This window comes from Micromonospora sp. NPDC049114 (genome assembly GCF_040648635.1).
Taxonomy (GTDB): domain Bacteria; phylum Actinomycetota; class Actinomycetes; order Mycobacteriales; family Micromonosporaceae; genus Micromonospora.
In genome coordinates, this window is the sequence record NZ_JBEZEA010000026.1 from 1 (window position 1) to 22,492 (window position 22,492).

The following is a 22,492-nucleotide window of genomic DNA, read 5'->3' on the forward strand; positions in this document are numbered from 1 at the left end:
CAGCGCGAGGTGCTCCCCCGCCTGCGCTGAGCCACGGATCCGCCGAGCCCATGATCGCCGAACGCGTTTCGGCGGTCATGGGCCGTGGCGTCGGTGGCCGGGGCATGTCTGTCTCGCGAGCGGTATACCTGTGAGTCATAAATATGACTCACAGGTATACCGCTCGACGGGAGATTGGCTGGGCCGGTGGGCCGGTGGGCCAAGTGGGCCGGGCGGGCCCCTGGCGTTCCCGGTGGCCGCGGTGGGCCAGGCGGCCCGGGGGGTCGGGTGGGTCGGGCGGCGGAGCCGGACGAGTGGGTCGGGTGGGTCGGGCGGCGGAGTCGGCCGGGTGGACCCGGTGGGCCGGTTGGGCCAGTGGACCGGGTGGGCCAGTGGACCGGGTGGACGCGTGGGTCGGTGGGCACGGCGGCCGGCGGGCCGGACGGTCGGTGGGCCAGGCGGCCAGGCGGCTGCCGCGCCGGTGTCGCGCGGCCTGGTCAGCCGCGCAGGCGCAGGCCACGCGGGGTGGCCCGGAAGCCGGCGGCGGTCAGCGCGTCACTCAACGGCGACGAGTGCACCGCCTCGCCGTCGGCCCGCTCCACGGACATCGCGCCCAACGCTCCGGAGTGGACGGCGTCGGCGAGCGCCTTGCCGGCCGCCGCGAGCGCCTCGGTGTCGTCGGTGAAGGAGAGCAGGGTCCGGCCGCCGCGTTCCACGTACAGCACCAGGTCACCGGCGACCTGCACCACCAGCGCGCCGGCCTTGCGACCCGCCCGGTGCCCGGTCGCGGGGGCGGCCCCGTCGCCGGAGTCGACGACGCGTTCCGGCCAGGGCAGCGCCGCGCCGTACGGGTTGGCGGGGTCGGTGGCCGCGAGGACTGTGGTCGGTCCGCTCCGGCCGCGCGCGCCGTCGGCCGGGTCGGCCAGCGCGCGGAGCCGGTCCACCGCGCCGGGCACGGCGAACTGTGCCGCGCCGAGGCCCTCGACGAAGTAGCCCCGGCGGGCCGCGCCGCGCTCCTCCAGCGCCGACAGCACCGGGTAGACGGCGGAGAACCCGCCGACCACCTGCTCGGCCATCACCGCGCCCCGGGTGACCACGCCGTGCCGCTCCAGCAGGACGTCCGCGAGGGCGGCGGCCCGCCTGGTCGGGTCGAGGTCCCGCTCCGGTAGACGCGACCAGCGGCCGGCGACGGTGGGTGGGCCGCTGCGGGTGGGCAGCGCCACCCGGCCCGGCCGCCGGTAGCGGGTGCGCGGCGCGGAGGGGCGCGACCGGTGCGCACCGCCGGCGCCGAGCACCGCCCGCAGCGGGGCGAGGGTGTCGTTGGTGAGATGCCCCGCCCAGACCAGGTCCCAGATCACCCCGGTCAGCGCGGCGTCGTCGGTGGAGCCGACCCGGTCGCCCAGCGCGCGGAAGAACAGCGCCTGCCCGTCGCCGAGCGCGTCGAGCACCGCGTCGTGCAACGGGGTGCGCGTCAGCGCCTCGTCGGGCGGCGGGAGCAGCAGCGGCGCGGCATCCGCGTACGCCAGGGTGACCCAGCCGTCGCCTCCGGAGATCGCCCCCGAACCGGCCCAGAGCACCTCCCCGCTGGCGCACAGCTCGTCGAGCTGGGCGGGGGAGTAGTCGGCGACGCGGCCGGGCAGCACCAGCCGTTCCAGCGCGGACGCCGGCACCGCCGCGCCCTGCAACTGCTCCACTGTGGCGGCGAGCGCCTCCACGCCCTGGGCCGACGAGCCGACCTGCTGCCAGCGCGGCAGGAACGTGGCCAGCGCCCGGGGCGGCACCGGCTCGATCTCCCGCCGCAGCGCCGCGAGCGAACGGCGGCGCAGCATCCGCAGCACCTCGGCGTCGCACCACTGGGCGCCGGCCGTGTCCGGTGTGAACTCACCGGAGACGACGCGGCCGGTGGCGGCGAGGCGGCGCAGCGCCTGCTCGACGACGAACACCCCGAGCCCGAAGCGCGCCGCGCAGCTCGCGGCGGCGAACGGCCCGTGGGTGCGGGCGTAGCGGGCCACCAGGTCACCCAGCGGATCGGCAACCGGGGCGAGGTACGCCTCGGCGACCCCGACCGGCAACGCCACGCCGAGGGCGTCGCGCAGCCGGGCGGCGTCCTCGACGCCCACCCAGCGCTGCTCGCCGGCGATGCGGACCCGCAGCACCCGGCGGGTGGCCTCCAGCTCGGTCAGCCAGCCCTCCGGCACGCCCCGCTCGGTCAACTCGGCGTCGCTCAGGTCGCCGAGCACCCGCAGCAGCTCGACCACGTCCTCCGCGTCGCGCGGGCGGCGCTGGTCGGTCAGCCAGCGCAGTTGCCGATCGGTCTCGGCGAGCACCGCCGGATCCAGCAGCTCGCGCAGGTCGACCCGGCCGAGCAGCTCGCCGAGGAGGGTGGAATCCAGGGCGAGGGCGGCGGCCCGGCGCTCGGCGAGCGGGGCGTCGCCCTCGTAGAGGAACGCGCCGACGTAGCCGAACAGCAGCGACCGGGCGAACGGGGACGGCGCACTCGTCTCCACCTCGACCAGGCGGACCTTGCGGGCCGCCAGGTCCCGCATCAGCCCGGCCAGCGCCGGCTGGTCGAAGACGTCCTGGAGGCACTCCCGGGCGGCCTCCAGGGTGACCGGGAAGTCGGCGTACTCGCGGGCGACGTCGAGCAGTTGCGCGGCGCGTTGCCGCTGCTGCCAGAGCGGCTGGCGGCGGCGCGGGTCGCGGCGGGGCAGCAGCAGCGAGCGGGCGGCGCACTCCCGGAAACGGGCGGCGAAGAGCGCGGACGTGCCTACCGACTCCTCCACGAGCTGGGCGATCTCGTCCGGCTCGAAGACCACCACGTCGGCGCCGGGCGGCTCGTCTGCGGTGTCGGGCAGCCGTACGACGATCCCGTCGTCGGAGGGCATCACCTGGGCGTCCACCCCGTACCGTTCGGCCAGCCGGCGGCCCACGGCGAGGGCCCACGGCCCGTTGACCCGCGCGCCGAGGACGCTGTGCACGGCCAGCCGCCAGTCGCCCAGCTCGTCGCGGAACCGCTCGACAACGATGGTGCGGTCGTCGGGCAGCGAGCGGGTGGCCTCCCGCTGGTCGCGCAGGTAGGCCATCAGGTTGGTGGCGGCCCAGTCGTCCAGCCCGCCGTCGCGCAGTGCGGTCAGCGCCGCCTCGTCGCTCGACCGCAGCAGGGTGCGCACCCGGGCGCCGATGGCCCGACCCAGCTCGACCGGGCGGCCCAGCTGGTCGCCCTTCCAGAACGGCATCCGCGCGGCCTGACCGGGTGCGGGGGAGACCAGCACCCGGTCGGGTGTGATCTCCTCGATGCGCCAGGACGAGGAGCCGAGCAGGAAGACATCGCCGACCCGGGACTCGTAGACCATCTCCTCGTCCAGCTCGCCGACCCGGGCGGCCCGCTCGGCGCCGGCCAGGAAGACCCCGAACAGACCCCGGTCGGGGATGGTGCCGCCGCTGGTCACCGCGAGGCGTTGCGCGCCGGGGCGGCCGGTGAGCAGGTCGCTGGCCCGATCCCAGACCAGCCGGGGGCGCAGCTCGGCGAACGCGGTGGACGGGTAGCGCCCGGAGAGCATGTCGAGCACGGCGTGCAGCGCGGAGTCGGGCAGCTCGTTGAAGGGCGCGGCCCGGCGGACCAGCACCGCCAGGTCGCCGACCCGCCACGGCTCCAGCGCCACCATCGCGACGATCTGCTGGGCCAGCACATCGAGGGGGTTGCGCGGGTAGTGCAGCTCCTCGATCGCGCCGTCGGTCATCCGCTCGGCGACTACTGCGCAGGACAGCAGATCGCCACGGTGCTTGGGGAAGACCACCCCGCGCGAGACTGCGCCCACCTGGTGCCCGGCGCGGCCGACACGTTGCAGGCCGGCGGCGACGCTCGGTGGGGCCTCGATCTGCACCACCAGATCGACAGCGCCCATGTCGATGCCCAGCTCCAGGCTGGAGGTGGCCACCACCGCCGGGAGCTGGCCGGACTTGAGCGCCTCCTCGATGTGCTTGCGCTCCTCGCGCGAGACGCTGCCGTGGTGCGCGCGGGCGATCACCGGCGCGGCGCCGGTGGCCGCGCCGGACTGGGCCATCACCTCGGCCGGCGACCGGTTGCTGCCCGGACCGGGTGCCGGCCCACCGTCGGCCGGCCGCTCGCCGTCCACCGACAACCCATCTGGTACGTCGATCGCGTCCCCGCCCGACGCGGAGGCCAGCGCGGCGGAGGCGACCTCCTCGGCGGCCAGCTCGTTGAGCCGGGCGCACAGGCGCTCGGCGCTGCGGCGGGAGTTGGTGAAGACGATTGTGGAGCGGTGCTGTCCGATGAGGGTGAAGACCCGTTCCTCGACGGCCGGCCAGATCGAGGCACGGCGTGGGCCGGGACCGCCGAGGGAGTCCTCCGGTGGCTGCTCCTGCTCGTCGAGTCGGGTCATGTCCTCCACGGGGACCTGCACGCTGACCTCGATGGTCTTCGCCGTGGCCGGCTGCACGACGTCGACCGGCCGTGCGCCGCCGAGGAACCGGGCGCAGGCGTCGATCGGCCGGACGGTGGCGGAGAGGCCGATCCGTTGAGCCGGCGCGGGCAGCAGCTCGTCCAGGCGCTCCAGCGAGAGGGCGAGGTGGGCGCCGCGCTTGCTGCCGGCCACCGCGTGCACCTCGTCGACGATCACCGTCTGGACGCCGCGCAGCGAGTCCCGAGCGGCGGAGGTGAGCAGCAGGAACAGGGACTCGGGTGTGGTGATGAGGATGTCCGGTGGGGTGCGGGCGAAGGCCCGTCGCTCGTCGGCAGGCGTGTCGCCGGTGCGCATGCCGACGGTGATGTCGGGTGGCGTGACGCCGAGCCGGGTCGCCGCCTGCCGGATGCCGGCCAGCGGGGCGCGCAGGTTGCGCTCGACGTCGACGGCGAGAGCCTTGAGCGGGCTGACGTAGAGCACCCGGCACCGCTGCCGCGCCTCGGCCGGTGCGGGCTCGCGGGCCAGCCGGTCCAGCGACCAGAGGAAGGCGGCGAGCGTCTTGCCGGAGCCGGTGGGCGCCACGACGAGGGCGTTGCGGCCGGCGGCGACGGACCGCCAGGCACCGGTCTGGGCGGCGGTGGGTGCGGCGAAGGCGGCGTCGAACCAGGCGCGAGTGGCGGGACCGAACCCGTCCAGCACCTCGCCCCTACCCGCATCTGCCCCGCTCACCGGTCCATCGTGCCCCGCCGGTACGACAACCACGAACGACCCACGGGGGATCATGCCGCGTTGTATGGAAATTGCGCGTGATGCGACATTAATACGTTAAGTCTCACTTAACTGCTTGCTTGTGAGGAGCAACATAAAGTAACTTCACCCGCAACGCGAATCGGGTGGAGGGGATCGGATGGCCGTCGAGCCGCGACACGCCGAACCCGGCACCGATGTGCTGATCCGCAAGGTCGACAGTCACCTCGCCACGCTCCGCGTCGGTCTGCACGGGCCCGAGCTGGAGCTCGCCGAACGCCTCGCCCGCTGCCTGCGCGAGATGGTCGTCTCGACCGCCCAGGCCAGCGCCGCCGACCGGGGGCAGGTCCGCGTCGCCGTGCACTACTTCGTGCTCCGCCGCGAGAGCCGCGGCCGACTGCTCTCGATGCGGTCCCTCGCTGTCGCGGAGCGGGTCGTGGCGAAGGTCGCCCGCCAGCTCGGCCGCGTCGACCTGCTGAGCGAGCTGCGCCTGGAGGGTTCCGCCCTCGACGACGAGCTGACCGTCGGCGACGCTCTGCTGCGCTGACCGCCGACCGCACACCCGAGCCCATAGCGGGCTAATTCCGGCAAAACCGCCCGGCGGGCGGAGATGTGGCGTCTGATCGCTGCTAGGCGCCACCGCTGTACGGGCGTCGGCCACCTCGATCGGGAGTGCGGGTGCTGGTACTGCTCATCCTCCACCTCGTGGCGGCCCTCGCCGCGCCGCTGCTCGTCCGGTGGTGGGGTCCGCGCGCGTGCTACCCGCTGGCGCTCGCGCCGGCCGCCGCGTTCGGCTGGGCGCTGGCCCGCACCCCGGCCGTCGGTCACGGCGGCGCGGTGGTCGAGACGTACCCGTGGATCGGGCAGCTGGGCCTCGACATCGCGCTGCGCCTCACCACGCTGTCCTGGCTCCTGACCCTGCTGATCGGCGGCGTCGGCGCGTTGGTGCTGGTCTACAGCGCGCGCTACTTCGACGCGGACGCTCCCGGGATGGCCCAGTTCGCCGCGGTCCTGGTCGCCTTCGCCGGCGCGATGCTCCTCCTGGTCTTCGCCGACGACGTGCTGCTGCTCTACGTCGGCTGGGAACTGACGACGATCTTCTCGTACCTGCTGATCGGGCACAGCACCGAACGCCGGGCCAGCCGGTGGGCGGCGGCGCAGGCGTTGACCGTCACGACGGCGGGCGGGTTGGCCATGCTCGTCGGGTTCATCCTGCTCGGCGAGCACGCCGGCAGCTACCGCTGGTCGGAGATCGCCACCCACCCGCTGCCCGGCGGCGGCTACCTGATCACCGCGGTGCTGCTGATCCTGGCCGGGGCCCTGTCCAAGTCGGCGGTGCTGCCGTTCAGCTCCTGGCTGCCGGTCGCGATGGCGGCACCCACCCCGGTCAGCGCGTACCTGCACGCCGCCGCCATGGTCAAGGCGGGCGTCTACCTGGTCGGCCTGCTCGCGCCGGTGCTCGCCACGGTCGGCCCGTGGCGGCCCGTGGTGCTCATCGCCGGGGTGGCCACCATGATCGTCGGTGGTTGGGCGGCGCTGCGCCAGACCGACCTGAAGCTGTTGTTGGCGTACGGGACGGTCAGCCAGTTGGGCCTGCTGGTCGCCGTGACGGGGGCGGGCACCCCGGCCGCCGCGCTGGCCGGCACGGCGATGCTGCTGGCGCACGCCCTGTTCAAGTCGGCGCTGTTCCTGGTCGTCGGCGTCATCGACCACGGCGCCGGCACCCGCGACCTGCGCGAGTTGTCCGGGCTGCGGCGCTGGTCGCGGCCGTTGTTCGCGGTGGCGGTGCTGGCGGCGGCGTCGATGGCCGGGGTGCCACCGTTGGTCGGGTTCGTCGCCAAGGAGGCGGTCTTCGCGGCGTTCACCGACGACCCGGTGCTGCTCGCCGGGCTGGTCGCCGGGACGGTGCTCACCGTCGCGTACAGCGCCCGCTTCCTCTGGGGCGCGTTCGCCGACCGGCCGGGCGTCGAACCGGTCCAGCCGACGCCGATCGCGGCGTCGATGCTGGTGCCCCCGGCCGTCCTCGCCGTCGCCGGGCTGCTCGCCGGCCCCGCCGCCGGCGTGCTGGACGGCCTCCTCAGCCCGTACGCCGAACTGCTCGGCACCCTCGACGCGCATCTGACGCTCTGGCCCGGGCCGACCGCGGCGCTCGGTCTGTCCGTGCTGGCACTGGCCGGCGGCGGGCTGCTCTTCGCGCTCCGCGGCCCGCTCGCCCCGGTGTTGGCCCGGCTCCGCTCGCCAGTCGGCGGCAATCAGGGGTACGAGTGGGCGGTGGGCCGGTTCGACCGGCTCGCCATCGAGGTCACCGGCGCGACCCAGCGCGGCTCCCTGCCGCAGTACCTGGGCATCATCCTGGTCACCCTCGTGCTGCTGCCCGGTGGGGCGATGCTCGCCGCCCGTCCGTGGCGGGCCGGGCTCCCGCTCTGGGACAACCCGCTGCAACCGGTGGTCGTGGTGGTGATCGCGGTGGCCGCGCTGCTCGCGGTCGGCGCTCGCCGGCGGTTGACCGCGATGCTGCTGGTGGGGATGACCGGCTACGGCACCGCGATGCTGTTCGTCCTGCACGGCGCACCGGATCTCGCGCTCACGCAGTTCCTGGTGGAGACCGCGACCATCGCGGTGTTCGTCCTGGTGCTGCGCCGCCTGCCGGAGCGTTTCTCGGCCCGTCCGCTGCGCCGCAGCCGATGGACCCGCCGGGTGATCGGCGTGGCGATGGGCGTGGCGGCGGGCGGGCTCGCCCTCGTCGCGGCCGGGGCCCGTCGCGCGCCGGACATCTCGACAGTCTTTCCGGACCTGGCGGTGGGCGAGGGGTACGGCCGCAACGTCGTCAACGTGACCCTCGTCGACATCCGGGCCTGGGACACGATGGGTGAGGTGTCGGTGCTGGTGGTGGCCGCCACCGGGGTGGCCAGCCTGATCTTCGAGAGGTCCCGCACCGGGCCGCGGCCGCGCCGGCCGGAGTCGGCCGATCGCGCCGCCCGGTCCGACCGGCCGGTCTGGTTGCGGGGCGGCCCGACCCTCTACGAGGAGCAGCGTTCGATCGTGCTGGAGGTGGTCACCCGGCTGATCTTCCACACGGTGGTGCTGTTCTCGCTGTTCCTGCTCTTCTCCGGGCACAACGCGCCGGGCGGCGGGTTCTCGGGCGGACTGGTGGCGGGGCTCGCGCTGGTGGTCCGCTACCTGGCCGGCGGCCGGTACGAGCTGACCGAGGCCGCTCCGGTGGGCGCCGGCCTGATCCTCGGCGCGGGGTTGGCCGTGGCGGTGGGCTCCGGCGCGGTGGCGCTGGCGGCCGGTGGATCGGTGCTGGAGAGCGCCAAGCTCGACGTGTCGCTGCCGCTGGTCGGCGACGCCCACCTGGTCACGTCGCTCTTCTTCGACATCGGGGTGTACCTGATCGTGATCGGGCTGCTGCTGGACATCCTGCGAAGTCTCGGCGCCGAGGTGGACCGGCACATCGAGGCCACCGGCGCGGCGAGCGGCGGTCTGGCCGTCGACAAGGGTGGCCGGCCATGACGGCGGGCGCCGCCGGGCCCACGGTGGTGCTGGTGCTCGCCGTCGCGGTGCTCGTCGGGTGCGGTGTGATCCTGCTGCTGGAGCGCAGCCTCACCCGGATCCTGCTCGGCGTGATCCTGCTCGGCAACGGGGTCAACCTGCTGATCCTGCTGGGTGGCCGATCGGGTGGCGCTCCGGTGGTGGGCACCGGCCCGGTGGACCGGATGAGTGATCCGTTGGCGCAGGCGATGGTGCTGACCGCCATCGTGATCACGTTCGGGTTCACCGCGTTCCTGCTCGCCGTCGCGTACCGGAGCTGGTATCTCACCGGCGACGACGAGGTGCCCGACGACCTGGAGGACCGCCAGATCATCCGCCGTGCCGAGCGCCACCAGGTGGGCGCCGTCGACCGTGGCGGGGAGGGCCCGGGCAGCGACCCGGAGCAGGTCGACCCGGAGCCCGCCCGCCGCCGACTACGACGCGGCAGAGGGGACGGCACCTCGTGAGCAGGCTCCTGCCGCTGCCGGTGGTGGTGCCGCTGCTCGGCGCGGCGCTGACCCTGCTCCTGGCCGGCCGACCCCGGGTGCAGCGTACGGTAAGCGTGCTCTGCCTGACGGTGACGTCCACAGTCGCGGTGGTGCTGTTGGTGCAGGCGTACCGGCACGGCCCGGTGGTGCTCGCGGTCGGTGGGTGGCCGCCGCCGGTAGGCATCGTGCTGGTGGCCGACCAGTTGGCCGCGCTGATGCTTGTGGTGTCCTCGGCGGTGACCCTCTGCGTGCTGCTGTACTCGATCGGCCAGGGTCGCAGCGAGACCAGCGAGAGCGCGCCGGTGGTCATCTTCCATCCGACGTACCTGGTGCTCACCGCGGGCGTCACCAACGCGTTCCTGGCGGGCGACCTGTTCAACCTGTTCGTCGGCTTCGAGATCCTGCTGGCGGCCAGCTTCGTGCTGATCACGCTGGGCGGCACCGAGGCACGCATCCGCACCGGCTCGACGTACGTGGTGGTCAGCATCCTCTCCTCGCTGATCTTCCTGACCGCGGTGGGGCTCGTGTACGCGGCCACCGGCACGCTCAACATGGCGCAGCTCGCCCAGCGTCTCGACGACCTGCCGGACAACGTCCGCGTGACCCTGCAACTGACGCTGCTGCTCGCGTTCGCGGTCAAGGCGGCGGTCTTCCCGCTGTCGGCCTGGCTGCCGGACAGCTATCCCACGGCCCCCGCACCGGTCACCGCCGTGTTCGCGGGGCTACTCACCAAGGTCGGCGTGTACGCGATCATCCGTACCGAGACGTTGCTGTTCCCGGGTGGCCAGGTCAACGACCTGCTCATGGTCGTCGCCGGGCTGACCATGGTGGTCGGCATCCTCGGAGCGGTGGCGCAGTCGGACATGAAGCGGCTCTTTTCGTTCACCCTGGTCAGCCACATCGGCTACATGATCTTCGGGGTGGCGTTGAGCACCGCAGCCGGTCTCGCCGGCGCGATCTTCTACGTGGTGCACCACATCACGATCCAGACCACGCTGTTCCTGGTGGCCGGTCTGGTCGAGGAGCGGGCCGGCAGCACCGACCTGCGCCGTCTCGGCGGGCTGGCCCGAATGGCGCCCCTGCTCGGCGTCCTCTTCTTCGTCCCGGCGATGAATCTCGCCGGGGTGCCGCCGTTCTCCGGGTTCCTCGGCAAGCTCGGCCTGCTCCAGGCCGGTGTGGCGGCCGGCGGGGCGCTGCCCCTGACGCTGGTGGCGGCCGGCACGCTGACCAGTCTGCTCACCCTGTACGTGGCCTCCCGGGTGTGGAACATCGCGTTCTGGCGGGCGCCCCGGACCGTCACCAGCGAGCCCAGCGTCCGGCTGCCCACCATGACGGTCGGCGCGACCGTCGCCCTGGTCGTGTTCGGGTTGGCGCTCACCGTGCTGGCCGGACCGCTCTTCGACGTCACCGCCGACGCGGCCACCGACCTGCTCTCGCGTACGCCGTACGTGCGGGCCGTCCTGCCCGGTGTCGTGCCGTGACCGCCAGGCGTGCACCGACCCCGGCGGGCGCGACCTCGAAGCTGCGGGGCCGGTTCGGGCGTTGGCGAGACCAGGCGTTGGCGCTCGGCTGGCTGGTGCTCGTCTGGAACCTGCTCTGGGGGTCGATCACCTTCGCCAACATCATCGGTGGTCTGCTGGTCGGCGGCGCGGTCCTGCTGTTCTTCCCGCTGCCGGCGGTCAGCTTCACCGGCCGGCTGCGGCCCGCCGCGCTGGTGGCGTTCGCGGGCCGGTTCGTCGTCGAACTCGTCACCGCCAGCCTGCACATCGCCCGGATCGCCGTGCAACCCGGCTACCGCCCCCGCGGGGCGATCATCGCCGTGCCGCTGCGGGTGTCCACCGACCTGAACCTGGCGCTCACCGCCGAGGCGGTCTCGCTGGTGCCGGGAACGCTGATCCTCGAGGTGGACCGGGAGGCGGGGACGCTCTACCTGCACGTGCTGGACACCCACGGGCCTGCGGACCTGGACGTCTCCCGGGAACGCACCCTCGACCTCGAGCGGCGGATCGTCCGGGCGGTGGGCAGCGCCGCCGAACTGCGCAGCGTCGGGCCTCATCCCGTAGAGAAGGGCAACTCTCAATGATCACGTTCCTGGCCGTCGTCCTCACCGCCCTGCTGTCGTTGACCGCGCTGCTCGCGCTGATCCGGCTCTACCGGGGCCCCTCGCTGCTGGACCGGGTGATCGCGGCGGACATGCTGCTCGCCACGATGGTCGGCGCGGTGGGCGCGGAGGCGGCGGTCAACCGGCACGCCACCACGCTGCCCGTGCTGGTGGTGCTCTCCCTGCTCGGTTTCGTCGGCTCGGTGTCCCTGGTCCGCTTCGCCGTCCGGGAGCCGGCGTGACGGTGGCGACCGGCGGGCACTCGGCGGCAGGTGCGCTCGCGACGGTTGCCGACTGGCTCGGTGCCGCCTGCCTGGTGACCGGCGCGCTGCTCGCCCTGTCCGCCGCGATCGGTGTGCTGCGCTTTCCGGACACCCTGTCCCGGATGCACGCGGCCACCAAACCCCAGGTGCTGGGCGTGCTCCTGCTGCTGCTCGGCATCACGCTACGGCTGCGGTCCGTGGCCGACATCGGCATGATCCTGCTGGTGGCGGTCTTCCAGTTGGCCACCGCGCCGGTCTCGGCACAGATGATCGGTCGGGCCGCGTACCGGTCCGGCCGGCTCGACCGTGGCCTGCTCGACGCCGACGAGTTGGCCGAGCGCCCGACCGGCGGCGGCTCCGGCGACGGCCGCGCCCCGTCCTGATGAACCGGACGATCGACGCCTTCGGCCCACCCTCAGCGGAGTCCCAGGCAACGCCGATAAAATGGCGGCATGATCGACTCTTCTGCCCAGGAGGGCAGCAGTAGCCAGCCGGGTCGTGCCCGGCATATTCCCGTCCCGACGACCTCGGGAGCCCTGAGCGACAGGTGCTGATCGTCGTCGGCCTTCTCTTGATCATCGTGCTCACCGCCGCCACCGGTTACTTCGTGGCGCAGGAGTTCGGCTATGTCGCCGTGGACCGGGGCAAGCTGCGCCAGCTCGCCGACGACGGCGACCAGGCCGCCGCCCGGGCCCTCACCGTCACCAGCCGGCTCTCCTTCGTGCTCTCCGGCGCGCAACTCGGCATCACCGTCACCGCACTGCTGGTCGGCTACGTCGCCGAGCCGTACCTCGGCGGCGGCCTCGCCGACCTGTTCGGCGTCGCCGGTCTCCGCGAGTCGGTCAGCCTGCCGCTGTCGGTGGCGCTGGCCCTGGTCATCGCCACAGTGGTGCAGATGGTTCTCGGCGAGCTGGCCCCGAAGAACCTCGCCATCGCCCGGGCCGAGGCACTCGCCCGGGCGCTGAGCCGGTCCACCCTCCTCTACCTGGCCATGGCCGGGCCGGTGATCCGGCTCTTCGACCGCGCGTCGATACGCCTGCTGCGTCGGGTCGGCATCGAGCCGATCGAGGAGCTGCCCAGCGGCGCCACCCCCGCCGACCTGGAACAGATCATCGCCGAGTCCCGCGAGGAGGGCAGCCTGGACGCCGAGATGTCCACGCTGCTCGACCGCGGGCTCGACTTTCGGGAGTTGACCGCCGGCGAGGCCATGGTGCCGCGCGTCGACGTGCACACCGTGCGGGCGCACGAACCGGTGAGCCGGGTGGTCGAGCTTCTGGACACCGGCCACTCCCGCTTCCCGGTGCGGGGTGCCGACGGCGTCGACGACCTGATCGGCATCGTCGGGATCGCCGACGTGCTCGGCGTACCGCCGGCGGAGCGGGCCACCACCCCGGTGAGCGCGGTGGCGGGGCCGCCGCTGCTCGTGCCGGAGACCCTGCCCCTGCCCACGGTGCTGGACCGACTGCGATCCGGGCACCGGCAGATGGCCTGCGTGGTGGACGAGTACGGCGGCTTCGCCGGTGTGATCACGCTGGAGGACATCGCGGAGGAACTGGTCGGCCCGATCCGGGACGAGGACGATCCGCCGGAGCGCGCCCCCGCGCGCCAGGACGACGGCTCGTGGGTGGTGCCGGCCCGCTGGCGGATCGACGAGGTCGCCGACAGCACCGGCATCGCGCTGCCCGAAGCCCCGGAGTACGACACGCTGTCCGGGCTGGTCATGCGTGAGCTGGGCCGGGTGCCGGAGGTCGGCGACCGGCTGGAGATCAGCCTGCTGCCCGAGGGCGCCGAGCTCGACGACGGTGCGGCGGAGCCCCGCGCGCTGGTCGAGGTGCTCGCCGTGGACCGGCACGTCGCCGACTCGGTACGCCTGCAACTGAGCACGCCGGGGGTGACCGCGTGAGCCCCGGCATCGCGCTGTTCAGCTCGGGCGTCCTGCTGGCGTTGAACGGGTTCTTCGTGGCCGCCGAGTTCGCCCTGGTGGCCAGCAAGCGGTACCGGCTGGAGCAGGCGGCGGCCAGCGGCGGCCGGGCGGCCCGGGCCGCGCTGGACGGCGTCCGCGAGCTGTCGCTGATGCTGGCGGGGGCGCAGCTGGGCATCACGCTGTGCACCCTGGGCCTCGGCGCGCTCGCCGAACCGGCGATCGAGCACCTGATCAGCCCGCTGCTGCACGCGGTGGGGCTGCCGGACGCGGCCAGTCACGTGGTCGCGCTGGTCTTCGCCCTCGCTCTGGTGACCTTCCTGCACCTGGTGGTGGGGGAGATGGCGCCGAAGTCGTGGGCGATCACCGACGCCGAGCGTTCGGCGACGCTGCTCGCGCTGCCGTTCCGGGCCTTCGCCCGGGTGTCCCGGCCGGTGCTGTCGGCGTTGAACGCGCTGGCCAACGCGATCCTGCGCCTGGTCGGGGTCAACCAGCAGGATCAGCTCGCCCAGGTGCACGGCCCGGACGAGCTGCGGATGCTGCTGGAGCAGTCCCGCGAGCACGGGTTGCTCGGCGCCGAGCAGCACCAACTGCTCACCAGCATGCTGGAGTTGCAGGGCACGTCGGTGGCGCAGGTGATGGAGCCGTTCGCCACCATGGTCACCGTCCGGCGCGACGACCCGGCCGAGCGGATCGAGCAGGTCAGCCGGGACAGCGGCCGGTCGCGGCTGGCGGTCCTGGACTCCGGCGGCGACGTCTGCGGCCTGGTGCACGTCCGCGAGGCGGTGCGGGTGGTCACCACCGGCCGGGCCGCCACCGCCGGGGAGTTGATGACCCCGGCGTTCACCCTCCCGGCGACGTCCACGGTCACCGAGGCGGTGGCCGCGATGCGCGCCCGGCAGTCCCAGCTCGCGCTGGTCCGCAACGGCGGTGGTCCGGCCCGCCCGATCGGCTTCGTCGCTCTGGAGGACCTGCTGGAGGAGGTCATCGGCGAGTTCGACGACGAGACCGACACGGTGCCGCGCGGCCGGCGGTTGCGGTGAGGCGTACCCGGCGGGTCGGCATCCGTTCGAGGTGGCGGGCGTGAGGTGAGCGCGACCGGGTAGGCGCGGTCGGTCCGGGGCCAGGGGGGCCTCGTTCCGCGAGGGGGCGCGCGGTGCGGTTGACGGGGGTTTCCCGGGACTCCGGCTGGACCGGGCTGTCCGTGCGGACCACGCTGCCGAACCCGAGCACCCGTCCGGGCCTGCGCCTGCCCGGGCGGGTGACCCTCGCCGCCGGGCCTGACGACGTGCTCGTACGCCACATCCGGCTCGGCCTGGTCACCACCGTCGAGCCGGACGACCCGGACGCCGCCCGGCGCCTCGTGCAGTTCTTCTCGCTGCCGATCGCCGGGCGGTTCGTGGTGCCGGCGGGTCGCCGGCGGGCTGTCGACTTCGCGTTGCCGCTGCCGTGGGAGACCCCGGTGACCACGTTCGGCGGGGTGCCGTTGCTGAGCCTGCGGATGGGTCTGCGGACCGAGGTGTCCGTCGACCCGGATTTGGACCAGGGGGCCATGGTGCCGGTCCTCGTGCACCCGATCCCCACCCAGCAGCACGTGCTGGCGGCGCTGGCCACGCTCGGCTTCATGATCCGCCAAGCCGGGTTGCAGGAGGGCGGGCTGCCGGGGGTGGAGCACGCCTTGGCGCTGCACCAGCGGTGGGGCTACTGGGTGGGGCCGCTCTACGCCGGCCCGATCACCGAGCTGGAGCTGATCTTCGTGACGAACTCGGCGGGCCTGGAGGTGATCATCTGGCTGGACCGTCGGCTGGCGCTGGCCGGGATCACCCACCAGAGCATCAGCCGGTTCCGGATCTGGCACGCGGACGCCGGGCAGCGGGACTGGGTCGCCACCGTGGACGGCTGGCTACGTCAGGCGATCAACCGGCACGCCGCGGCCGCCGCACACGCCGACTGGTCCGCCACCATCGGCGGGTCCGCCCATGTCAGCCGCCACCCCGACCATCCGATCAAACCCGGCTACGGCCTCGGCGGCACGGCCGGAAGCGGAGGTGTGGGAGGCGGCTCCGGCGGCGGCGACGGCACCTGAGGGGAGGTCAGCCGGCGCTGGCGGTGGCGAGCTTGAGGCTGAAGGCGAGAAAGAGGGCTGCCACGGCTGTGGTGCCACCCACGGCGAGGCGACGGCGTCGGCGGAACTGGGTAGCCAGGAACGTGCCCGCGAAGATCAGCGCGGTCAGGTAGAGCGCGCTGGTGACCTGGGCGATCAGGCCGAGCAGCAGGAACGACAGCGCGGGCCAGGCGTAGTCGGGATCGACGAACTGGATGAAGAACGAGATGAAGAACAGGATCGCCTTCGGGTTCAGCAGGCTGATCACCAGAGCCTTGCGGAACGGGCTGCGCATCTGCGCCGGTTCCGCGGCGTCGATCAGCCGCGGCGTGTCCGGGTCGTTGCGGTCGCGCCAGCGCCGCGCGGCGCCGAGCAGCATGGTCACCCCGACATAACCGAGGTACGCGGCACCGGCGTACTTGATCACCAGGAACAGCGGCGGATACGCCTTGAGCAGCGACGCCACCCCGGCGGCGGACAGGATCATCAGGACCCAGTCGCCGACGAAGACCCCGCCCGCCGCCCGGTAGCCGGCGCCCACGCCCCGCTTGGCGGCGGTGGACAGCACGAAGAGCGAGTTCGGTCCGGGTAGCAGGATGATGGCCACGGTGCCCAGCACGTACGTCCAGATGTCGGTGATCCCCAGCACGCCCGCCATCATCACGCCACCGATGCCGTCCGCAGAAGTCTTTTCCGCAGCGTGGCCTGTGCGTTCGGCCACTCGTCGACGGTCATCGCGTACTGCACGGTGTCCCGCCACGAGCCGTCCGGACGCTGGCGGTGCATCCGCAGCACTCCCTCCCGGGTGGCGCCGAGCCGTTCGATGGCCGCCTGGGAGCGGGCGTTGCGGATGTCGGTGTGCCAGGCGACCCGCACCGCGCCCAGGTCGTCGAAGGCGCGGCCGAGCAGCAGCAGCTTGGCCTCGGTGTTGATCCCGGTACGCCACCACGGCCGGCCGAGGAAGGTGTGCCCGATCGCCACCGACCGTCGTTCCGGGTCGATCTCGTAGTAGGACGTGGTGCCGACCACCGCCCCGGTCCTCGCGCAGCGCTGCACCCAGGGCGCCCGCTCGCCGCGCTGCTGGGCGGCCAGCGCGGCGGCGACCACATCGGCGGTTCCGGCCGGCGCGGTGGGCCGCGTGACGGAGAGGTGCCGCCACACGTCGTCGTCGGCGGTGGCGCTGTGCAGGTCGTCGGCGTGCGCCAGGTCCAGCGGCTCCAGCAGGACGTGTTCGCCGCGCAGTGGCACCGGGTCGTGCCAGGGCGTGCGGGCCGTCCGCAGGTACGCCGGCAGGGGCGCGGTGACCCCGGCGGCGGGTTGCGGCAGGCCGGCGGTCAGCCGCAACGGCAGGACGCCGGCCCAGTGCGGCAGGTGCAGGTCGGTCTCGTCCTCGCGGACCCCGCCGGTGCGGGACCGGACGGACACCTCCCGCAGCGGCAGCGCCAGCACGGCGGTCTCAGCCAGCTCACGTCGGCTCGGCGGACGACTGTCCGTGCTGCGGCCCGCGCCCACCTTCTCGACAAGCGCGGTGAGCATGGCGCTCTTCTCCTGGTCGTCGGTGACCAGGCGGGCGGTGCCGAGCGCGACCACCGAGCGGTAGTTGGCGCTGTGGTGGAACTGTGAGCGGGCGTAGACCAGCCCGTCGAGCAGGGTCACCGTGACGCAGACGGGCAGCCCGTCGCCCCGGGCGGCGAGCAGGGGCCGGCTGCCGGTGGACCCGTGCAGGTAGAGGGTGTCTCCGATGCGGACGTGCAGGGTGGGCAGCACCCGGGGTTCGCTGTCGACGGTGAAGCCGAGCGCGCAGTGGTACGCCTCGTCGAGGACGGCGTGCGCCGCCTCCCGGTCGTAGCTCATCCGGTCGCGCGAGCGGTTGGGAGTGGTCCGGGCGGTGGGTGGATACATGCGCGCCCCTTTGTTCTAGTACAATCTCCTGTTTGTGTCAGCACGCTATCAGTTCAGTGGAACGACTGCCGTCACGATTTCGGCCAGCATCGAGTCGGGCATCCGTACCGGCGCCCTGCCGCCCGGTGCCGCCCTGCCGCCGGTGCGGGCCCTCGCCACCGAGTTGGGCGTCAGTCCGGCCACTGTCGCCCGTGCCTATCGGGAGCTGCGCCAACGGGGCGTGCTGGCCACCGCCGGCCGGCACGGCACCCGCGTCCGTCCGCGCCCACCGGTGGCCGCCCGCCGCTCCGCGCTGCGCCCCGCGCCGCTGCCGGACGCCCGCGACCTGTCCCGGGGCGAGCCCGACCCCCGACTGCTGCCCCCGATCGGCCCGCACCTGGCCGCGCTCGCCGCCGACACCGGTCCGCCGGTCGGCTACTCGCAGGCCGGCGTGCTCCCGGAGCTGGCCGAGGCCGCACGCGCCCGGTTGAGCGCCGACGGCGTACCCGCCGGGGACCTCACCCTCACCGGCGGCGCGCTGGACGGCATCGAGCGGCTGCTCGGCGCCCACCTTCGCCCCGGTGACGCGGTGGCGGTGGAGGATCCCGGCTGGGCCAACCTGCTCGACCTGGTCGCCGCGCTCGGGCTGCGGCCGATCGGTGTGCCGCTGGACGACGAGGGTCCTCTGGTGGCCGGGGTGGCGGCCGCGCTGACCGCCGGAGCGCGGGCGCTGGTGGTCACCAGCCGGGCGCAGAACCCGACCGGCGCCGCCGTCTCCGCCGCCCGCGCCGAGGAGCTGCGCGCACTGCTCGCCGGCCGGCGTGACCTGCTGCTCATCGAGGACGACCACGCGGCGGAGCTGGCCCGCGTACCCCTGCACCCACTGGCCGGGGCGACCGCGAGCTGGGCCTTCCTGCGCTCGGTAAGCAAACCCTTCGGCCCGGACCTGCGGCTCGCGGTGCTGGTCGGCGACGAGACCACGGTGGCCCGGGTGACCGGCCGGACGCGGGTCGGCGCCGGCTGGGTGTCCACGGTGCTGCAACGGCTGGTGCTCGCCCTGTGGGGTGACCCGGCGGTCGACGAGCTGGTCCGGCGGGCGGCGCAGAGCTACGACCTGCGGCGCGAGGGCCTGTTGGCCGCGCTCGCCGAGCACGGTCTGACCGCGCACGGCCGCAGCGGCATCAACGTCTGGCTGCCGGTGCCGGACGAGACCAGCGCGCTGACGGCGTTGCGGGACGCCGGCTGGGCGGTGGCGCCCGGCGCCCTCTACCGGATCGCGGCCCCGCCCGCCCTGCGCGTGACCGTCAGTTCCCTGGCCGTCGAGGAGCTGACGCCCCTGGCCGCCGCCCTGGCCCGCGCCGTCCATCCCGCCCCTCCGTCGGGCTTTGCTATCTGAGGGGCAACCGAACCTTCCGCCGGTAAAAGGGGGAATCACGACGATTCAGAGCGAGTGGGGTGGGTATGCGGGCCGCCGGAGGTGCCTGACCATGGCTACAGGTGGAAACCGCAGGGGACTGTGGATCGCGATCGCGGTCGCCATCATCGTGATCATCATCGTGCTGATCGCCATCGCGTCCTGTGGCGGCGGCGGGAACGGCAACGGCTACTGACGCGGCCATGCCGTGCCCACCCGGGGCGTAACCGGCAGGCGATACCTAAGAGGTATATAACAGTCGGCATGGCCGAGCAGACCGACAGCGCTCCCGGCGCCCAGCGGTTCATCCCGCCCGACGCTGACACCATCGACGAACTCCGCACGGCATCGGGCGGCTGTCGGGGCTGCGAGCTGTACCGCGACGCCACCCAGACCGTCTTCGGCCGGGGTGACGAGAGCGCCCGCGTGGTGCTCGTCGGCGAGCAGCCCGGCGACATGGAGGACCAGAAGGGGTTGCCCTTCGTGGGCCCGGCCGGCCGGCTGCTGCGCCGCGCCGTCGACGACGCCAAGCTGGACCCGACGCAGCTCTATCTGACGAACGCCGTCAAGCACTTTCGTTTTGCGGCGCGCGGCAAGCGGCGCATCCACCAGACCCCGGACCAGGTGCACATCACCGCGTGCCGGCCCTGGCTGGTGGCCGAGTTCGCCCGGCTCGACCCGGAGATCGTCGTGGTGCTCGGCGCCACCGCCGCCAAGGCGCTGCTCGGCCCGTCCTTCCGGGTGACGAGACAGCGCGGCGAACTGCTGCCCTGGCCCGCGTCCGCCCAGCATCCGGAGGACTTCACCCAGGTGCCGGTGGACAGCGCCGGAAAGCGGGTCGACGCCCCGCCGGCCCGCCTGCTGGCCACGATCCATCCGTCCGCCGTGCTGCGCGCCGACGACCAGGACAAGGCGTACGAGGGTCTCGTCGCCGACCTCACCGTCGCCGCCCGCGCCCTCGCGGGATAGCGCGGCCGCTCCACCGGGGACGGTGGCCTCGACGTCGTGGCACAGCCGTACGTCGCGGCGGCCGTTCGCGCTGCCCACGAAGGCCGGCTTCCCCGCGGCTGAGGCGATACCTGCCGGAAACGGCGTTGCGTGATCGGCGTAACAGCTCCTCTGCAGACTCACGTGAGTCGATCTTGTAGGGGAGGCGTTCATGAGCGATCAGACGCAGTCGACGGTGAGCCGGCGTGGGTTCCTGCGCGCGGTAGGGATCAGCGGCGGTGCCGGTGCGATGCTCGCCACGATGGGAGCCATGGGTCTCGCGCCCAGCGCCGACGCGTCGGTGACCCCGGCGTTCCGGGCGCCCGAGCGGTCCGACTTCACCCTGACCGGCCGGCCGGGCGCCAGCGTCGTCGTGCTCGGCGGTGGCATCGCGGGGCTCACCACCGCGTACGAGTTGGGCAAGGCGGGCTACCACTGCACGGTCCTGGAGGCGCGGCACCGCGTCGGCGGACGGAACCTGACCATCCGCGGCGGCGACGTCGAGACCGACCTCGACGGGCACACCCAGCGGGCCGGTTTCTCCGACGGCGTCTACTTCAACGCCGGGCCGGGCCGGATCGCACAGTGGATGGTCACCATGGACTACTGCCGGGAGCTCGGCGTACCCATCGAGGTCTTCACCAACCAGAACGCCGACGCCTGGATCTACAACGAGTCCGCCGGGATGACCGAGCCGGTGCGGTACCGCACCGCCAAGGCCGACGTGTACGGCTACGTCTCGGAACTGCTCGCCAAGGCCACCGACCAGGGCGCGCTGGACGCGCGGCTCACCACCGAGGACCGGGACCGGCTGCTGTCGTTCCTGCAGGGCTTCGGCGCGATCGGCGGGCGGGCCAACGACTGGGCGTACGCCGGGACCAACCGTCGCGGCTTCTCCGCGTACCCCGGCGCGGGCAACGACGGGGGAACGCTGCTCGGTACGCCCCCGGCGCTCTCCGACGTCTTCGCCAGCAACGTGGGCCGGTACTTCTCCTTCGAGTTCGGCTACGACCAGGCGATGCTGATGTTCCAGCCGGTGGGCGGCATGGACCAGATCCCGCGTGCCCTCGCCAAGGCCGTTGGCGGGCACCGGATCCGGCTCAACGCCGAGGTGACCGGGGTGACCGACCGGGGCAGCCAGGTCGAGGTGACCTACCGGCAGGGCGGCCGGCAGTCGCAGATCACCGCCGACTACTGCGTGGCGGCGCTGCCGCCGCACCTGATGGCCCGGGTGCCCCACAACCTCGGCGCCGGGGTGACCGCCGCCCTGGCCGACTTCCCGGTCACCGCCGCCGGCAAGATCGGCCTGGAGTACCGCAGCCGCTGGTGGGAGACCGATCAGCGGATCTACGGCGGCATCACCGAGACCGACCTGGACCTGTCGCACATCTGGTACCCGTCCTACGGCTTCCACGGCAAGCGCGGCCTGGTCGTCGGCTACTACAACACCGGGGCGAACGCCCGGGCGTACAGCGGGCTCACCCCCGAGCAGCGCCAGGAGCGTGCGGTCAGCCAGGGGGCGAAGATCCACGGCGACAAGTACCGCAGCGAGCTGGTCACCTCGTACTCCCACGCCTGGGACCGGACCCGCTACATCGAGGGCGCCTGGACCTCGCCCCGCTACGGCACCGCCGGCTACAACCTGCTGCTCCAGCCGGCCGGTCGGGTCTACTTCGCCGGGGACTGGCTGAGCCACGAGGTGGCCTGGCAGCACGGGGCGTTCGTCGCGGCCCGTGCGGCGGTGTCGTCCCTGCACCAGCGGGTGCTGGCCGGCTGACCGACGGGCACAGCACCAGATCTTGGACAGTTTCCGTCATCCGCTGACGGAAACTGTCCAAGATCTACAGAGCGACGGGGCCGCGCGCGGGTCCGGCAGGGGTCGGTGGACCACGGCGCGCGTGCGCGAGGATGGGCTGTCACCCCGTCCTGAGGAGCGCCGATGGCCACCGACCTGACCGTGCCGCGTAGCGACGCCCGGCTCGACGTCGCGCCGATCCAGCGGCGCACCATGCGGCTGCTCTTCACCACCCAGATCATCGGCGGCATCGGTGTGACCATCGGCATCTCCGTCGGCGCGCTGCTCGCCGCCCGCATCGCCGGCACCGCGGTGGCGGGCGTCGCCCAGAGCGCCGGTGTGGTCGGCGCGGCGCTGCTCGCCGTCCCGGTCACCCGGATCATGGCCCGGCACGGCCGTCGTCCCGGCCTGGTGCTGGCGTACGCGGTGGGCGCCGTCGGCGGCGTCCTGGTGGTGGTGGCGGCGGCCACCCGCTCGGTGCCGCTGCTCTTTCTCGGCATGCTGCTGTTCGGCGGTGGCACCGCCGCGAACCTGCAGGCCCGCTACACGGCGGTGGACCTCGCCGAGCCGGCCCGTCGAGGGCGCCAGCTCTCGCTGATCGTCTGGGCCACCACCATCGGGGCGGTGGCCGCGCCGAACTTCGCCGACCTGGCCGACCGGGCCACCACCGGCTGGGGGCTGCCGCCGCTGGCCGGCCCGTTCGCGTTCAGCGCGACGGCATTCGTGCTGGCTTCCGTCGTACTCCTCGGGTTGCTCCGGCCCGACCCGTTGCTCACCGCACGGCGGCTCGCGGCGGCCGACGCGCCACCGACCGCCGCCGGGCCGCCCGGCGACGCCGCGCCGGCCGCCGGCGGGGC

The 22,492-nt window shown here is 73.5% G+C and carries 17 protein-coding genes and 1 pseudogene; 15 read left to right on the top strand and 3 right to left on the bottom strand.

What is annotated here, in order from left to right:
* Nucleotides 1-476: 476 nt before the first annotated feature.
* Nucleotides 477-5,132, bottom strand: coding sequence for an ATP-dependent helicase (locus tag AB0B39_RS32605; RefSeq protein ID WP_357576199.1), 4,656 nt, complete (start codon nt 5,130-5,132; stop codon nt 477-479).
* A gap of 178 nt (nt 5,133-5,310) precedes the next feature.
* On the opposite strand from AB0B39_RS32605, the gene AB0B39_RS32610 reads away from it, so the two are divergent.
* The 10 genes from AB0B39_RS32610 (at nt 5,311) to AB0B39_RS32655 (ending at nt 15,540) form a co-directional block, all read left to right on the top strand.
* On the top strand, nt 5,311-5,697 hold the full coding sequence (locus AB0B39_RS32610) for a hypothetical protein (protein ID WP_234590684.1): 387 nt from the start codon (nt 5,311-5,313) through the stop codon (nt 5,695-5,697).
* A 131-nt stretch (nt 5,698-5,828) separates the two neighbouring features.
* Nucleotides 5,829-8,663, top strand: a complete 2,835-nt coding sequence (locus AB0B39_RS32615) for a Na+/H+ antiporter subunit A (protein ID WP_357576200.1) — start codon at nt 5,829-5,831, stop codon at nt 8,661-8,663.
* Nucleotides 8,660-9,148, top strand: a complete 489-nt coding sequence (locus AB0B39_RS32620) for a Na(+)/H(+) antiporter subunit C (RefSeq protein ID WP_234590689.1) — start codon at nt 8,660-8,662, stop codon at nt 9,146-9,148. Before AB0B39_RS32615 ends, AB0B39_RS32620 begins: the two co-directional genes overlap by 4 nt.
* A complete protein-coding gene (locus AB0B39_RS32625) occupies nt 9,145-10,650 on the top strand; it encodes a Na+/H+ antiporter subunit D (RefSeq protein WP_357497876.1) in 1,506 nt (501 codons plus the stop codon). The genes AB0B39_RS32620 and AB0B39_RS32625 overlap by 4 nt, the downstream gene beginning before the upstream one ends.
* Nucleotides 10,647-11,252 carry a Na+/H+ antiporter subunit E gene (locus AB0B39_RS32630; protein ID WP_357497874.1) on the top strand — a complete coding sequence of 202 codons (606 nt, stop codon included), beginning with the start codon at nt 10,647-10,649 and terminating at the stop codon, nt 11,250-11,252. Before AB0B39_RS32625 ends, AB0B39_RS32630 begins: the two co-directional genes overlap by 4 nt.
* Nucleotides 11,249-11,512, top strand: coding sequence for a monovalent cation/H+ antiporter complex subunit F (locus tag AB0B39_RS32635; RefSeq protein ID WP_234590714.1), 264 nt, complete (start codon nt 11,249-11,251; stop codon nt 11,510-11,512). The genes AB0B39_RS32630 and AB0B39_RS32635 overlap by 4 nt, the downstream gene beginning before the upstream one ends.
* Nucleotides 11,509-11,916, top strand: coding sequence for a monovalent cation/H(+) antiporter subunit G (gene mnhG / locus AB0B39_RS32640; RefSeq protein WP_357497872.1), 408 nt, complete (start codon nt 11,509-11,511; stop codon nt 11,914-11,916). The genes AB0B39_RS32635 and mnhG overlap by 4 nt, the downstream gene beginning before the upstream one ends.
* A 164-nt stretch (nt 11,917-12,080) precedes the next feature.
* Nucleotides 12,081-13,436, top strand: coding sequence for a hemolysin family protein (locus tag AB0B39_RS32645; protein ID WP_234590719.1), 1,356 nt, complete (start codon nt 12,081-12,083; stop codon nt 13,434-13,436).
* Nucleotides 13,433-14,497 (top strand): hemolysin family protein, encoded by a 1,065-nt coding sequence (locus tag AB0B39_RS32650; RefSeq protein WP_234590721.1) that lies wholly within the window; start codon nt 13,433-13,435, stop codon nt 14,495-14,497. The genes AB0B39_RS32645 and AB0B39_RS32650 overlap by 4 nt, the downstream gene beginning before the upstream one ends.
* 113 nt (nt 14,498-14,610) lie before the next feature.
* Nucleotides 14,611-15,540: a sporulation protein gene (locus AB0B39_RS32655; protein ID WP_357497869.1), complete on the top strand. Its 930-nt coding sequence runs from the start codon at nt 14,611-14,613 to the stop codon at nt 15,538-15,540.
* Between the two features lie 7 nt (nt 15,541-15,547).
* Here AB0B39_RS32655 and leuE read toward each other — a convergent pair whose 3' ends face one another.
* Both leuE and AB0B39_RS32665 read right to left on the bottom strand, forming a co-directional pair.
* Entirely contained in the window at nt 15,548-16,219 is a 672-nt protein-coding gene (gene leuE / locus AB0B39_RS32660; protein ID WP_357497867.1) for a leucine efflux protein LeuE, read from the bottom strand.
* Nucleotides 16,219-17,460 (bottom strand): bifunctional pyridoxamine 5'-phosphate oxidase family protein/GNAT family N-acetyltransferase, encoded by a 1,242-nt coding sequence (locus tag AB0B39_RS32665; protein ID WP_357576201.1) that lies wholly within the window; start codon nt 17,458-17,460, stop codon nt 16,219-16,221. Before AB0B39_RS32665 ends, leuE begins: the two co-directional genes overlap by 1 nt.
* Nucleotides 17,461-17,494: 34 nt before the next feature.
* Here AB0B39_RS32665 and AB0B39_RS32670 point away from each other — a divergent pair, with 34 nt between their 5' ends.
* The 5 genes and pseudogenes from AB0B39_RS32670 to AB0B39_RS32690 all read left to right on the top strand — a co-directional run.
* Nucleotides 17,495-18,835, top strand: a complete 1,341-nt coding sequence (locus AB0B39_RS32670; RefSeq protein WP_357497863.1) for an aminotransferase class I/II-fold pyridoxal phosphate-dependent enzyme — start codon at nt 17,495-17,497, stop codon at nt 18,833-18,835.
* Nucleotides 18,836-18,926: 91 nt separating this feature from the next.
* Nucleotides 18,927-19,049 (top strand): hypothetical protein, encoded by a 123-nt coding sequence (locus AB0B39_RS32675; protein WP_255788023.1) that lies wholly within the window; start codon nt 18,927-18,929, stop codon nt 19,047-19,049.
* 68 nt (nt 19,050-19,117) lie between these two features.
* Entirely contained in the window at nt 19,118-19,822 is a 705-nt protein-coding gene (locus tag AB0B39_RS32680) for a UdgX family uracil-DNA binding protein (protein WP_357497861.1), read from the top strand.
* A gap of 190 nt (nt 19,823-20,012) precedes the next feature.
* Nucleotides 20,013-21,617 (top strand): flavin monoamine oxidase family protein, encoded by a 1,605-nt coding sequence (locus tag AB0B39_RS32685; protein ID WP_357576202.1) that lies wholly within the window; start codon nt 20,013-20,015, stop codon nt 21,615-21,617.
* A 162-nt stretch (nt 21,618-21,779) separates the two neighbouring features.
* Nucleotides 21,780-22,492: pseudogene (locus AB0B39_RS32690) on the top strand (MFS transporter); the annotation flags it as partial.